Genomic DNA, 14,510 nt, shown 5'->3' with positions numbered 1-14,510 from the left:
ATTTGACATATTTTAAAACAAAGGATTGAAAATGATCTACTCAAAAAATAAAGAATTACTAAGCTATGCGATCAAAATGGGATGTACAACAGCAGCGGAATTTGCTATGTTTTTAAAAGCAAGAGAGTCTATCCTCTCTCTATAATATTTAGGTAGAAGAGTCCTTACCCGAAAAGTAAAACGCTTACCTCGTCACCTATCTCTTTGGAAGTGTCATCTTCAGAGGTCACAAGCAGTGCTACATTGCCAAGCATGTTAGTAAGAATGGCTGAGGATCCTACTTTTTTACCTTCAAAGTCAACATAGTATCTTCCCTTTTCTAAAGAGACGTTGCATGCAGTAAATTCTGCTTTTTTTGCACGTTTGATAAACGGCTCTTTGAGTGTTGCATTGACCCTGTGCATCGCACTCTGACCTTGCTGCAACTTCTCAATGAGTGGTACAAGATAAAGCAGTGCTGTCACAGTAGAAGAGTATGCAAATCCCGGGAGTCCGATGATAAATTTATCCTCTTTACGTGCAACCATAATATGCTGTCCAGGCTTGACACGTACACCTTTAAACACAACATCACACCCAAGCTCATAGATGACATCTTTCACAAAGTCAAAATCACCTACACTCACACCACCAGTGGTTACCACAATATCAGCTTTATTTAATGCATCAGAAATATTTTTTGTGATGGTCTCTTTATCATCCTTGATACACCCTAACTGCAAAGGTACACCATCATATTTCTTGACAATAGCTTCGAGGATATAATTATTGGATGAGCGTATCTGTGCATCACTTGTCTGTTCTTCACCAAGTTCAAGTAACTCTGACCCTGTAGAGATGATCGCCACTGTTGGCTTCTCATAGACTGTGACTTGTGGTATATTCAAGCTTGCCATCACCCCTATCTGTGGAAAGTCGATTTTCGTCCCTTTGGGGATAAGCATCTGTCCTTTCGCATAGTTCTCTCCCGGTTCACGTACAGAGAACCCTTGTGGTACTTCTGTCTTGATGATGATCTCATCACCATCTACTTTTACATTTTCTATCGGGATGAGCGTATCAGCACCATGTGGCATCAATGAACCGGTAAACGTCTTGATACACATACCGCTTACCACTTCTTCTTTCAAGTCAGATCCAGCAGGATTAATGCTTCCGATATGTAGTCTACCAAGACTGAGATCTTTATGGATAACCGCATACCCATCCATCGCAGAAGTTGGGAACTCAGGAGAGTTATGATCTGCTACAATATCCTCTGCGAGTATAAATCCCTGTGATTCCATTAAAGGGAGTTGTTTTGTTTTATAATTTTTGATAGCAAGATCGTCTATCATCTGCATTGATTCATCAAAGTGCATAAATGCCATTTCTATCCTTATCCTAACAATCCAGCACCATCCATAGGAGTGCTTCTATCAGCAGCGTAGATACGCTTACCATTTTTTACATCATATTTCCATATAGGTGCATTGGCTTTAAAGTCTTCAACAAACTCATCAATCAGCTCTAGTGCTACTCTGCGTTTAGGAGAAAATACCGCACTCACATAAGAAGAGGTATGTACAGGAACATCCCCAATGGAGTGTGCCATCTTTACGACTGCACCACGCTTAGCCGCCCTTTCCTCCCATGCTTCAAACCATCTTTTAAGCACAGGTTCATAGATATCAAAACTCAGTGCTTCTATACCATCTTCTGCACGTATCGTTCCTACAAAAGGGATATAAGCCCCATAGTTTGACTCGGCCTCTCCATCGAGCCAACGCCCGAATATCTCTTTAACATCTAACGGACCATGATAAAGTTCCACGCTTATCCACCACACACAGGAGGCAAGATAGAAATTCTATCACCATCTTTAAGTTCAGTTGCCAGATCGTTCACCATCGTATCATTTAGTGCTACTGCACATTTATCCAACCATTGAATCAAACTGCTATCTGTTTTGAGTTGTGCCGAAACCTCTGCCAATGTCGAGGCTTCCATCTCCATCGGTGCTTTACCGATAGGACCTAAAAATTCTACTTTTACCATAAATAACTCTTTCAAAATAGGGATTATTTCATCCCCAATAATGACGCGATTATAAAAGTTGTTTGCTATAATTACGCTTAAACAGGATTTTGAGAGGAGCTTTGCACTGTGTTATTCGGGTCTATCAGCTATCTTAATCTACTGCCTTTTCAAGTCTTCTTAAAACGCTATATCTCTAACAATGCCTCTAAAATGACCTTTCGCTACAAACGTGCTGTACCTTCACAGATCAATAAAGCACTCAAAAGAAGAGAGATCAATGCTGGATTTATCTCTTCTGTTGAATCAGCTCAATGTAAATGTACGGATTTAGGTATTATCGCAAATCAAAAAGTCTATAGTGTTCTACTTTTAGAAGGGGAAAGTGAAATGGATCCTGCATCAGCGACTTCCAATCAACTTGCACACCTGTTAGGTCTTAAAGGAAAAGTGCTTATAGGAGATGCTGCCCTCAAACACTATCTACATGAGGGAGAAGGTATTGACTTGGCTGAAGCCTGGTACAAAGAGACCGGACTTCCTTTTGTCTTTGCCAGGCTCTGCTACAATAAACATGAAGAAGCTATACAAAAAATGGCGCGTGCATTTTCACAAACCAAAGTAAAGATCCCACAATACATCCTCAAAAAAGAAGCGAAAAAAAGAGGTATCACACCCAAACAGCTTACCTGGTATTTGAGTCATATCCATTATCAAATGGATGACAAAGCAAAGAAATCTTTGAAGTTATTTTTAGATAAAACCAGACGTTTGTAGGTTTATACCCTACAAACTATTCTATGGTTTGAATCGCCCTTTCTATACGTGATACCGTTGCATCCACACCTAAAATAGCCATGATCTCATCAAGCCCAGATCCTGTCATCGAACCAAGTAGACTCACACGAAGCGGCATACCGATCTTCCCGAAACCAATCTCTTTTGTCTCAACAATTTTTTCCATCACTTCATGGTAATCACAAGGAAGGTGCAGTGTCTTATCCCAGCTTTTTAACATCAAAGCAAAATCATTCAAGATCTCTTTGGCTTCACCTTTAAACGCTTTTTTGGAAGCCTTCTCATCATACTGCGTAGGTGTTGTAAGTATTAGATTGATCTGCTCTGCAAGCTCTACGAGTGTTTTCCCTCTCTCTTTTGTTGCATCAAGAAGCAATTCAAGCTTATCGTGCCCATGGATATCCACCCCAAAATCTTTGAGAAGTATGGCAAGCTGATCGTTTGGCGTATTTTTAATATAGTGAGAATTCAACCAAAGCAGTTTATCTAGATTATAGTTGGATGCACTCTTGTTAATATTTTTAGGATCAAATAGCGCTATCATCTCTTCAATACTAAAAATTTCCTGGTCTCCATGACTCCAGCCAAGACGGACCAAAAAGTTCAAAAGTGCTTCAGGGAGATATCCCATTTCTTTATAATCCATGACATCCGTAGCCCCATCTCTTTTAGAGAGTTTTTTACCTTGTTCATTGTTGATCATTGCAACATGGTTAAACTTTGGGATCGGGAACCCCAAAGCATTGTAGACTACGATCTGTTTAGGCGTATTGTAAAGGTGATCATCCCCACGGATCACATCTGTCAGTCCCATCAATGCATCATCTATGGCTACAACAAAATTATACGTTGGTGACCCGTCTGCTCTAGCGATGACAAAATCATCTACTTCAGATGCGGCAATGTTCATCTCACCTTTTACACCATCCACAAAAGAGATGGTCCCCTCTTGCGGAGCTTTGATACGGATCACCGGTTCAACACCTTCTGGTGGTGTACCGGTGAAATCACGATAACGTCCATCATAACGTGTACGTTCTTTTTTCGCCATCTGCTCTTCACGTAAAGCATCAAGCTCCTCTTTACTCATATAGCACTTATAGGCTTTGCCCTCTTCAAGAAGCTGATCAATGTATTTTTTATAAAGATCAAATCTTTTAGACTGATAGACCACTTCGCCATCATGGCTCAGACCGACCCATTCAAATGCCTTGAGTATCGCTTCTGTCGCCTCTTCAGAATTACGTGCCATATCGGTATCTTCAATACGGAGTAAAAACTCACCCTTGTTGTGCTGTGCAGTAAGCCAGGAAAAAAGTGCTGTTCTAAGCCCACCAATGTGAAGATACCCTGTAGGAGAAGGTGCAAAACGTGTAACTGTCATGATCATGCCTTAAGTCTAAAAATAAATTAGTGAATTGTAGCAAAAATGTGGTTAAAGAGGATTATATTTTTAACGAGGAGGAGAAGCCGAAGGGCTAAAGCACTTCTGACTAATCATTTGTATTTTTCAATGTTTGAGCTTTACTTAACATGCTCTTTTACATTAAATGCAGCCTTTTCACCAACTCCTTCGACGCGTTGAAAATCATCAAAAGAAGTAAATTTACCGTTTTGTCTCTCTTCAATAATAGCATCTGCTTTAGCAGCACCGATACCTTTCACTTCCATTAACTCTTCTTTGGATGCGTAGTTTCCTTGTAGTTTCCTTGATAAATTTATTTTTAGTTATATTAAAATATAACTTTTTATATTACAATATTAACTATACTTATAGGGTTAAAAAAGAGGTATTTTATACAAAAAATATTTTTAATGTCGATTGTGATAGAATTAGCCCAAAAAGGTCAACCATGAATCAACTAGAATCGTCCATCCTAGGTGCATTTATCCTATCTTTTACTTTACAATTTTTGGTAATCCATTTTTCTCATAGACATGACTTCTTTATTGATTCCCATACAGAGGAAAAGCCTCAAAACTTTCATCATTTTTCTACGCCAAGGGCAGGAGGGATTGGTATTATCGTAGGTATGTGTTTTCTTCTTCTAACACCCTTAGGATGGAAACTTCTATTTTCCATAATCCTTGCCTTCCTAAGCGGTATCTTTGAAGACTTTCATAATTCATTAAGTCCAAGAAGACGACTTTTATTACAGTTAATTGCTGCCACAAGTGCTGTTTTATTAACCGGTTCTGTCGTTACCTATCTGGGTCTTGATATTCATATACCGTATTGGAGTGGGGTATTATTCAGTATTTTTAGTATTGTAGGATTAATGAATGCTGTCAATATTATCGATGGGTTCAATGGACTTGCCTCAGGTATTGTATTACTGATCCTTCTCTCATTCAGTACTACAGCTGTACAGGTAGAAAGTCATGAAATCCTACAAATATCTATGATCGTTACTTCAGCAGTACTCGCCTTCTTTGTGGTCAATTTCCCTAAAGGGAAGATCTTTCTTGGGGATGGAGGTGCTTATTTACTTGGGTTCATTACAGCACTGATAGGGATTTTCCTTGCAAGTAATTATGCTACAGTCAGCCCATGGTACATTCTTGCTGTATTGATCTATCCTGTCTGGGAAGTACTATTTTCTATCTACAGAAAAAGAAAAGCCAAACGTTCTCCTATGGAACCAGACGAGTATCATCTACATATGCTTATCTATAAACATATCACCCATAACAACCCGCTCACATCAGTGTTCATTGTTTTAGGTACGGCACCTTTTATTTTTTGTGCCACCCTCTATGCCCATAACTCTAAAGCAAATCTTCTTATTGTACTGGTTTTTATCGGTTGCTATACTCTACTTTACCGATATCTTTATAAAAAAGAATTTGCTCTAAAGAAGCAGTCTTGATCCTATATTTTCAGTTTATAAATTTTACTATAGGGTGATGAAACGACCAGTTCAAAAAGATTATTATCATATTTTTCAAGCATGAACATTTGCACATACATAGAATTGAACGTTTCACTGTCCATGATAACAAACTGTCCATAACTTTTCATATAAACTACCACATATTCACCATCAGCATGATAGACCTGGGACTGCAGTTGTAACTTGCCATCTTTTGTATTTTGTGTTACTATAAAATGCTTCACATCTTTTTCTTGCTGACCTAACTTGATCACCCCTCTCTTTATATCAAACACAATGCCATTACTGAAAGTAAGTAACCCCTCTTTGTTACTTACCGCCTGTGTAGGATAAAAAGCGATCTTTCGTTCTTCTTTTCCTGTTGTCAAGTCCAAATTACCAAAAACAGCTACAGTAGGGAAAATCCTCATCATCCTGTATGGGAGATAGAGATAGATATCTCTTGTTTTTTTGGGAACTGCATAGGTACCACTGTCCAATTCAGATAAAAGAAGATTTGGATCAAGCTGATCTTCTTGTCTGTTTTTAAATAGTGTGTCTGCAATATTTTTATAACCTGAATCAACATAAGTTTCTACAGCCAAACGGCTTAAGTTTGCTGCTAACTCAGGAGAAGCTGTCTGCATAATCTTCGATATGATGAAGTTGTCATTCTGATGTTTCCCTCCATCTATAATTGTATTTGTATTGGCATAAAACCAGATAGGATACCCGTAATCCCACCATGCCAAAGTATAGTCTTTATCGTTAACAATTTTATTTAATGCATCAAGATCTTCAACTTCTGCTTTATTTAAAACCGTAGGCACTTTATATTCGATGATGTGTGCAATATTCGGGTACAACATACTCGTAGTCAATATAGTCATTGCAGTTATGTAGATACTCTTTTTATCTGAAATTGTTGTCACAATGACATGAAACAGATAAATAGCAGACATTGCCGCTATGGGTACGGCATACACAGTAAATCTAAGTCCGCCCCATAAAGCAAAAGCACCTATGCCTATAAGTGGTAGTGCTAAGATAAATGCCCTGTGTCTTACGACCAACACTATGTATCCCACAAAAGAAAGAATGACCCCAATTTGTGAACCTGAAATTCTATTTGCAAAAGTAGAAAATGGAATTTGGCCTGCTTCTCTAATGGTTTGCACTACCGAGTAAAAGTGCAAACCTTCACTCGACGTTCCCGTAGCAAGATAAGTCATTACTTTACGAAGTATTAATCCGAAGACATCTCCATAATACATAAACAAAATAAATAATATACTTGAGACAATCATCAATATTTTCTGTTCTATAGATAATTTTTTTAATATAAAGTATAGGGTAATAAGTACAACTACTTTTGTAATGTAACTAAATGGATCCATTAAAGGAAAGGGAATGAGGGCTACAAACACTATAATTAAAGATAGATACGTAGTATTATCATTACGATGATAAAAGATCATATACAATGCATATATAATACCCATAGCATAAACTATAGATTGTCCAGCATCATACAAGAATGGATAAAGTGCTATTGCAATAGCTGCATATAATGCACTCCGTAAATTAAAATCCATTGTGCTTTTCATTAAAAAATAAAGAATGAACATTGGAGCCATAGCTGAGAACATATCGGTATCATAATAACCAATCATCGTACGATTATAGTAACTCCATGCGATTGAACCTAGCAGCGCAGCAAATAATCCCCAAAGTGCTTGATTATACAGCCTTGCAATAAGTATAATAGGTATTACCACTAAACTAGATATTAATGCAGGCATATAAAGAATGATGGTTTCTAAGCTAAATGGTGTGATCTTTGCAAAAAGGACGGTAAAGAATATAATACCATTAGCCCATATATCACGTATAAGTGGATTGGTTTTATGCATACCATAAAGGATATTCTGAACACTTGCCGCCCAAGTATATCCATCATTGGTGTTGATCATAAATTGATTGTTCCAAAAAAAGTTTGGATTGTCTTGAAATTGATAGACCCAAATCATACGTATTGCAAAACTAAATGCATATGCGACAATTATCATCCACAGAATCTCTTTAGTTCCATATCCATTTTTACTATTCATTCTATTATCAACCTTCACAATTTTATCTTTGCATTATACATGATATCTATTTAATGTCGGTGAGAAAAAAGTTAGTACTATCTCTTTTTAAAGAAACCCAATATTTTAATTGGATACTTAAGCAATATCTTAAATATATTGGTTTTTATATTATTTTCCCTACATACTCTTAGTTGCTCTAAACTATTGATCCATATGCTGCTTAACGATGTACTAACACCACCCACCCTCATTTTAATAATAGGCTCTTTTAAATAGCTAAATGAAATCTTCCTAGTATATAAAAACCTGGCCATAACATCAAAATCTGCTGCTATTTTATAATCTGTTTTATATAGCCCATATTTTTCATAGGCCCATCTTTTAACAAAAAATGTTGGATGTGCTGGATATAATGCATATTGGAATCTATTTGGAAAACCACTACTGCTATCATAATAACGTACAATATTTCCCAGATTATCAGGCTTAACATATACTAAATCAGCAAATACACTATCTACTTTTTTCTCTTGAAATATTTTAACAATCTTCTCTATGACAAATTCATCTATATAAAAATCATCACTATTCAGTATTCCTACAACATCTCCAGTAGCTAACTTTATACCTTTATTCATAGCATCATAAAGTCCTTTATCTGGTTCACTTATAAACTTAGTGATCCTATCTCCATAACTTTGCACAACCTCAACTGTACCATCACTACTTGCACCATCTACTATAATATATTCTATATCTTTATAAGTTTGATTTAAAACTGAGTCTATTGCGTATTTTATGGTCTCTTTGTTATTCCAAACTACTGTTATGATTGATATTTTCATTAAAAGAACTTTCTAAATGCTCTTTTTATATACGCATCAAAAGTAAAAAGATGTTTTATTAAAAACACAAAATCTTTTTTATATTCTTTATTATTAAAATAAAACTTACTAATATCTTGATTTGTTTTAAAAACTTTATTATGTAGCCATAATAGAGCATTGAATTTTCTAATTAATTGCACATTATCTATAAAATTATCAACAAAATATGCTTTTGCTATGTCATAATTTAGAACCATTTTTGTTTTTTGGGTACTTGTCGATATAGATTTATCATGCGCTCTAAACAAAGCAAGTGGTTCATTGACATAGGCAAATTTTTTATAATCTTTAGCCGTTAAAAGATAAATTAATAAATCATTCCCTATCGCATGTATGCTTGCATCGCTATCAAAACGATTTGGAATTTTTAATAATAAATTTTTCTTTAAATCTTTTAATCTAAATAACCCACAAGCTGGTGAACTTGGATAATCTTTATCAAGTAAAACACCTTCTATAAAACTTGTTGTACAATATATACCACTTTTCTTGGTAATAGTATAAAATATTTTTTCTTTTGAGATATCTCCAAAAAGAATTGCCGGAGTAAGGACAAAACCTACATCACGATTCTTCGCTAAGATATCAACTGTTTGTTCCAAAAATGTTTTTTTTATCAAGTCATCCGACCAAAGTATTTTGCCATATTCTCCAGATGCTTCTTCAATACATCTCATCCAATTTCTGATAGGACCGATATTTTCTTCATTTCTAAATATTTTAATATTATTATACTCTTGTGCATATTTTTGCATTATTTCCCAAGTTTTATCACTGCTCGCATTGTCTACAATTATTATTTCAAAATCCTTATAAGTCTGAGATAATGCACTTTCAATAGTTTCTTCTATATATCTCTCTGAATTATAAGTCGGAATCAATATTGATACTTTTAATTTTGTCATGAATTCCTTCTTTTTATTGATTTTTTAAATATTTATAGAATTTCTTAGCTATTTTATAGCCAGTATTTTTTTTTAAAAAATATCCTATCTTTGTTATCAAGCTCAAATTGTGATAATGCTGAAAACATTCAATAATTTCTTTTTTGATAGTAGTATCGTTAAAGGTTATTGTTTTGTTATCGAGTTCTGTAATCCATTTGTTATTTACCCCACTATTGTGTGTACCTTTTTCATCACTAAATCCATCATTAATGATTTTTGATTTTTTAGGATAAACAGTATAAGAATCAAATTTAAACTGATTATAACACCATCGTATCGCCCAAGAATCAATCTTACCAAGCATTTGTAACTCAAGCATTTTATACAGATCATTACCACCTAAATTAAATTTTTCAATCAAATCTTTGTTTTTCTGAAAAGTATTCCAATCTTTTATATGCCAATCGATAGTATTCCATCTATCTTTCCATGTAGCCCAACCCCAAGATGATCCTCTAACCGTAAGATATATATCATCATTATAATTTGCAAGACATGGTAACTTTGGCCCATACCCAGATATAGACCAGATTTTTTTGTCTTTTTCATAAAAATTTAAAGCACCATTCATATATTCTAAAAAATCTGTAGATACTATTAAATCATCTTCCAGAACAATGACTTTTCCATATTTATCAATAACTTGCGTTACCCCATCAATAATTGAGTCTGCAAGACCTTTATTTACTTCAGATTCAATAATCTTAATACTTTTAAAACCTTCTATGGTTTGTAAATATTTTCGTACTTCAATTACATCTTCTAAGTCATTTTCATTTTTACTTCCATCAGAAAAAATATATAATTCACTATCTTGAGCTAATTCATTACTTAACAAACTTTCAATAGTTTGATTAATAAGTCTTCTGTAGGTAAATATAACTATTGGTGCTAAACAGTTTTTCATCATATTCTCACATATTTTATACTATCTGATTTATAGGTCATATATTGTATCTTTCTTAGTGAGATTTATATTTATTCAATATTTTAAATTGTATAAAAAAAGATTTTAAAATGAAAAATGCTTCAAATAGGTGTAACGTTCTTAAAAGTAATTGTATTCTATCTTTAAATCTTTCAAAAGATGTTCTGATTGTTGTTTCATCCATCTTACTTCTTTCTAGATCCAAAGAGCTATAGTCTGAGAAATATTCATTTATTTTAATAATCGATGGATAAGCACCATACAAGTTGAGTTTTTTATCATCCCAATGATCAATAGGTCTATCTATAATTTTAAAATCATTTAACCTCTTTAATACACCATCTTTATTTATAATATAACCATATCCACCAAAAGGCTGCTCAGCAAATCGTACACATTTTAGCTTGTCATTTATTTGTATTTTATTCCAAAAGGAAGCTAATGTATCTATATCTCGTGACCTTTTTGTATGGTGCCCAAGCATAATACACTCCCAATCATTAGGTAATTTCGTTACTATATCTATCAAGTCTTGATGATTTATTTTAAAATCTACATCATCTTCTAAGATTAAAGCTTCCTGGATGTTTTGATCTATAATTTGCCTATATATCTCTAAGTGACTTAACGCAGTGCCTATTTCACCTTTTGTTAATTCTCTACCAAAATATTTTAAAGCTAAGTCTTTAGAGTAAACTTGTGATATTGTGTCTTCGCTTAGCTCATCACCGTATATAGCTTCTGTAAATATTGGTGTTAGCTTGTTTTTTTCACAATACTTTTGCATATTCTCTTTTTTTTGTTTATCTTTTTTTAGATTTATAATAAAAATTGGAATTTCTTTATAATCCATTTATTTTCGTCCTTTATAATTGATGTATTTTAACGAAACGGACAGGATTCCATTAATCTGTCTAAGTCTATATCAATTTTATAATGTTTCTTAAATTTTAAAATATCTTCTACTCGCGAAGTAGAAATTATCTTAATGGGTTTTTCATTCAAACGTTTGACCGATTCAAAATAATCATAAAATTTAAAATCATCGCCTATTATATTATTAGATAATTTTATCCAAATAGATGGTATTCCATAAGCATCCGATACTATTAATCCATGTAAGGAACTTGAAGCAATATTTTCGCAACTTAACAAATCATCTATAAATTTTAGCGGGTTATGTTCTTGAATATCTAATAGTTTTATATCGTTTTCATCTTCTATACTCTTTAACCAACTATGCCCTTTATCAATATAGTGGGGAATTATACCAAGCTTATATTTTTTTTCAATTTTTGGAGAATAAATTTTAGGTAACAATAATGCAGGGTCACCATAGACCTTAGGGCAATCTATACCAAAGTCTAATAATTTTTGTCGTGTTTTTGGACCTCTAACAGCATAGATTTTTTTAGGTTTTTTTACTTGTGAAATATTATCTGAAATAAAACCTGAACCCCATACAATACTATTTCCAGACGCTTCTTGTAGAATTGAACCAATGCATAAATAATTGTCTGATAACCAATACTTTGGATATATCCAAATAGGTTTTTTCTTTGATAAGTTCTTAACAATATATAGGTTTATCGAATCTCCAAAATTGACCTTTCTATTAAACCAATAAATATGTATATATCTATTGGTATTTTTAAATATATATATATAAATATGATATAGACCTAATTTTATTTTATTTATCATAGTCTTCCTTTTATAATTTAACTAATATGCTCATCTTTTATTTTTAGGTTCAATTGGATGTAGCCAAGTATTTATATTAAATATATTGATAATGGATTTTGTTTGTAACATAAAGTTTAACCTTGTCTTTTTATAAAAGAAATTTACAAAGTAGCTTGATATTGAATATGAAATGAGTGTTGAGTATGCAGCACCTACTAAACCAAAATACTCAATAAAATATATATTCAAAACGATATTTATAAATGCACCATAAATAAGTCTCATACTCGCTAATTTTTGTAAATTCTCATTTAAGTAGTATGCCCAAGAACCATTACTTAAAAAAACAAATACAATAGACCAAATATAAATATTTAATATTTCTATACTCGATGTATATTCTTTTCCATATAATAAAGTAATAATATCTTTTGAAAAAACAAAAATTATTATTGATATAAATACTGATATTTTAATTAATAAATTATATATAGCCTGTACCCTCTCTAAATATAGTTTATTATTATTTTTTTTTGCATTAATAATTGATGGAGCAAATGATTGAGTCAATACAATAGTTATAATTAACCATACTTCGCTTAGTTTAACTGCTACTACATAATATCCAACTGCTTCGCTGCCTAACATCTCTTTAATCATCACTTGATCTATTTTCATATAAAGAGTAGCTGCTATAGAACCAAAAATTAGAGGCCAACTATTTTTTAGTAAGATTTGAGCCATACCCTTTTCAAACTTCCATGACTTTAAAGAAAGGTGATTATATAAATAAAAATACAAAAGTCCTAAAGCCAATACAATACTATCAAACAACACTACCCAAACAAAAGCTATTAAAGCTGCTTCGTTAAGAAGAAGAGTGATTTTAATCATAGTTGATATAAACAAAGATATGATGTTTGAATAAACTACATATTTACTTAATACTTTACTTTGAAAATACATATCTATCACATTCAAACTTTGAAATATAGTCGCAGATGCAATGATATATATCAACATATTTGTATAATGATCATTCGAGGTAAAATTAACTGCCACAGCCAAAAAAAGTAAAACTAGCAATGCCCCCACAAGTTTAAGCCTAAAAGCTGTTCCTAAAAGCACATCTCGCTTACTCTCATCTCTGACAAGCTCTCGTATAACAATTCCGTCTAACCCTAAGGTAGCGATGGCCGTAAAAAGTCCTACAAAGCTTTGTGCATAAGAAAATAAACCAAATTGTTCAGGACCTAAATACCTTGCTATCCAAATGCCAACAAAAAGTCCTACGATCATTCTTAAGACCTTTTCTGCAAAAAGCCAAGAGGTATTTTTAAAGTACTTCATAAAGCCTTTTTGGTTTTTGAGGGATTTTAATTTTTGAATCAACATTTTAATATATTTAATTATCTCTTTTACCATTATATAATTTTAAAATCACATCCAGTGATAAAGAATATTTTTCTACACATAATTCAAAATTTCTTAATGCTTTATCATGATCATATGAAATTCTATCTGATAAAGCCTCTTCATCATTAATATAATAAAACCCTTTTAGAAACTTCTCACCAAGAGGCGTTTCTTTAAAAATAACAGGAACAGTAAGGACCATACAGCACTCAATAAACCTATACGTCCACATTGTTTCAGGATTACCTACAAAATCTTTTTGATGCGGACATAATCCAAACTTTGAAGTCGATAGTTCTGAATAATAATGGTTATTGAATTTATTCTTTGTAAATCTGGATCTACCATAATCTGATTCAACTAATTTAGAATTCCGATTAAAAAATTTTGACAACATTTTTTTTCTTCCACCAGTATCAGACATATTCCCATTAAAGTAATAGGTTAATATCTTTTCTGATGTATGTAATTTTTTTGCTTTTTGAAAAAAAGATTTTGGATATATCACTGGTAACTTAATACCATTTATATAGTTGAATCCATTAACATGATCGATTTTAATATCAAAATTTTTATAATTTAGCCCTTCTTCTTTTAAAGCTAACCGAAGCATCGCTTCTTGTTTTAATAAATTTAGTCCCAATAAACTATAAATCTTATTTTTTATATAGTTTATATATTTTTTTAATAAAATCATCATTGTATACCTATTTTTTTACTTGAAATATATACTTTAATTATTTGAATCATATAACTAATAGCCTCATCCTTCACTCCTGGGTACAAATCGATCCTAAAACTAAATTCATGATCTTATCTGTATTTTTTAATTCACCAATTACTTTATACTTATTATTTTCAATCAA

The 14,510-nt window shown here is 32.8% G+C and carries 15 protein-coding genes; 2 read left to right on the top strand and 13 right to left on the bottom strand.

Annotated features, from left to right (window positions below):
- Positions 1-164 precede the first annotated feature (164 nt).
- From PF327_RS05845 to PF327_RS05835, 3 genes are read right to left on the bottom strand one after another with little or no spacing between them, the layout of a single operon-like run.
- Complete coding sequence (locus tag PF327_RS05845) at positions 165-1,370, bottom strand: molybdopterin molybdotransferase MoeA (protein ID WP_289401696.1); 1,206 nt, start codon at positions 1,368-1,370, stop codon at positions 165-167.
- Positions 1,371-1,378: 8 nt separating this feature from the next.
- Positions 1,379-1,813, bottom strand: coding sequence for a molybdopterin synthase catalytic subunit (locus PF327_RS05840; RefSeq protein WP_289401695.1), 435 nt, complete (start codon positions 1,811-1,813; stop codon positions 1,379-1,381).
- Positions 1,814-1,815: 2 nt separating this feature from the next.
- The gene (locus PF327_RS05835; protein WP_289401694.1) at positions 1,816-2,037 is read right to left on the bottom strand and encodes a MoaD/ThiS family protein; all 222 of its coding nucleotides are present in this window, start codon (positions 2,035-2,037) and stop codon (positions 1,816-1,818) included.
- Between the two features lie 108 nt (positions 2,038-2,145).
- On the opposite strand from PF327_RS05835, the gene PF327_RS05830 reads away from it, so the two are divergent.
- On the top strand, positions 2,146-2,793 hold the full coding sequence (locus tag PF327_RS05830) for an MqnA/MqnD/SBP family protein (RefSeq protein ID WP_289401693.1): 648 nt from the start codon (positions 2,146-2,148) through the stop codon (positions 2,791-2,793).
- Between the two features lie 16 nt (positions 2,794-2,809).
- On the opposite strand, the gene gltX is transcribed toward PF327_RS05830, so the two are convergent.
- The gene (gene gltX, locus PF327_RS05825; RefSeq protein WP_289401692.1) at positions 2,810-4,198 is read right to left on the bottom strand and encodes a glutamate--tRNA ligase; all 1,389 of its coding nucleotides are present in this window, start codon (positions 4,196-4,198) and stop codon (positions 2,810-2,812) included.
- Between the two features lie 140 nt (positions 4,199-4,338).
- The gene (locus tag PF327_RS05820; protein WP_289401923.1) at positions 4,339-4,536 is read right to left on the bottom strand and encodes a ComEA family DNA-binding protein; all 198 of its coding nucleotides are present in this window, start codon (positions 4,534-4,536) and stop codon (positions 4,339-4,341) included.
- 131 nt (positions 4,537-4,667) lie between these two features.
- On the opposite strand from PF327_RS05820, the gene PF327_RS05815 reads away from it, so the two are divergent.
- Positions 4,668-5,684 carry a glycosyltransferase family 4 protein gene (locus PF327_RS05815; protein WP_289401691.1) on the top strand — a complete coding sequence of 339 codons (1,017 nt, stop codon included), beginning with the start codon at positions 4,668-4,670 and terminating at the stop codon, positions 5,682-5,684.
- Between the two features lie 2 nt (positions 5,685-5,686).
- Here the strand turns inward: PF327_RS05815 and PF327_RS05810 are convergent, their stop codons facing one another.
- The 8 genes from PF327_RS05810 to PF327_RS05775 all read right to left on the bottom strand — a co-directional run bounded on the left by PF327_RS05810 (position 5,687) and on the right by PF327_RS05775 (position 14,344).
- Positions 5,687-7,798 carry an STT3 domain-containing protein gene (locus PF327_RS05810; RefSeq protein WP_289401690.1) on the bottom strand — a complete coding sequence of 704 codons (2,112 nt, stop codon included), beginning with the start codon at positions 7,796-7,798 and terminating at the stop codon, positions 5,687-5,689.
- A 77-nt stretch (positions 7,799-7,875) separates the two neighbouring features.
- The gene (locus PF327_RS05805; protein ID WP_289401689.1) at positions 7,876-8,625 is read right to left on the bottom strand and encodes a glycosyltransferase family 2 protein; all 750 of its coding nucleotides are present in this window, start codon (positions 8,623-8,625) and stop codon (positions 7,876-7,878) included.
- Positions 8,625-9,572, bottom strand: coding sequence for a glycosyltransferase family 2 protein (locus tag PF327_RS05800; protein ID WP_289401688.1), 948 nt, complete (start codon positions 9,570-9,572; stop codon positions 8,625-8,627). Before PF327_RS05800 ends, PF327_RS05805 begins: the two co-directional genes overlap by 1 nt.
- A 13-nt stretch (positions 9,573-9,585) precedes the next feature.
- Positions 9,586-10,521 (bottom strand): glycosyltransferase, encoded by a 936-nt coding sequence (locus PF327_RS05795; RefSeq protein WP_289401687.1) that lies wholly within the window; start codon positions 10,519-10,521, stop codon positions 9,586-9,588.
- A 55-nt stretch (positions 10,522-10,576) separates the two neighbouring features.
- Positions 10,577-11,395 (bottom strand): glycosyltransferase family 25 protein, encoded by an 819-nt coding sequence (locus PF327_RS05790; RefSeq protein ID WP_289401686.1) that lies wholly within the window; start codon positions 11,393-11,395, stop codon positions 10,577-10,579.
- Positions 11,396-11,424: 29 nt separating this feature from the next.
- Positions 11,425-12,246, bottom strand: coding sequence for a polysaccharide pyruvyl transferase family protein (locus tag PF327_RS05785; RefSeq protein ID WP_289401685.1), 822 nt, complete (start codon positions 12,244-12,246; stop codon positions 11,425-11,427).
- A gap of 30 nt (positions 12,247-12,276) precedes the next feature.
- The gene (locus PF327_RS05780) at positions 12,277-13,653 is read right to left on the bottom strand and encodes a flippase (RefSeq protein ID WP_289401684.1); all 1,377 of its coding nucleotides are present in this window, start codon (positions 13,651-13,653) and stop codon (positions 12,277-12,279) included.
- The gene (locus PF327_RS05775; protein ID WP_289401683.1) at positions 13,634-14,344 is read right to left on the bottom strand and encodes a hypothetical protein; all 711 of its coding nucleotides are present in this window, start codon (positions 14,342-14,344) and stop codon (positions 13,634-13,636) included. Before PF327_RS05775 ends, PF327_RS05780 begins: the two co-directional genes overlap by 20 nt.
- Positions 14,345-14,510 lie beyond the last annotated feature (166 nt).

Origin of the sequence: Sulfurovum xiamenensis (assembly GCF_030347995.1) — a bacterium.
Classification (GTDB): Bacteria; Campylobacterota; Campylobacteria; order Campylobacterales; family Sulfurovaceae; genus Sulfurovum; species Sulfurovum xiamenensis.
Note: the sequence above shows the minus strand (reverse complement) of the source record. Positions and strands in the feature narration are given on the sequence as shown.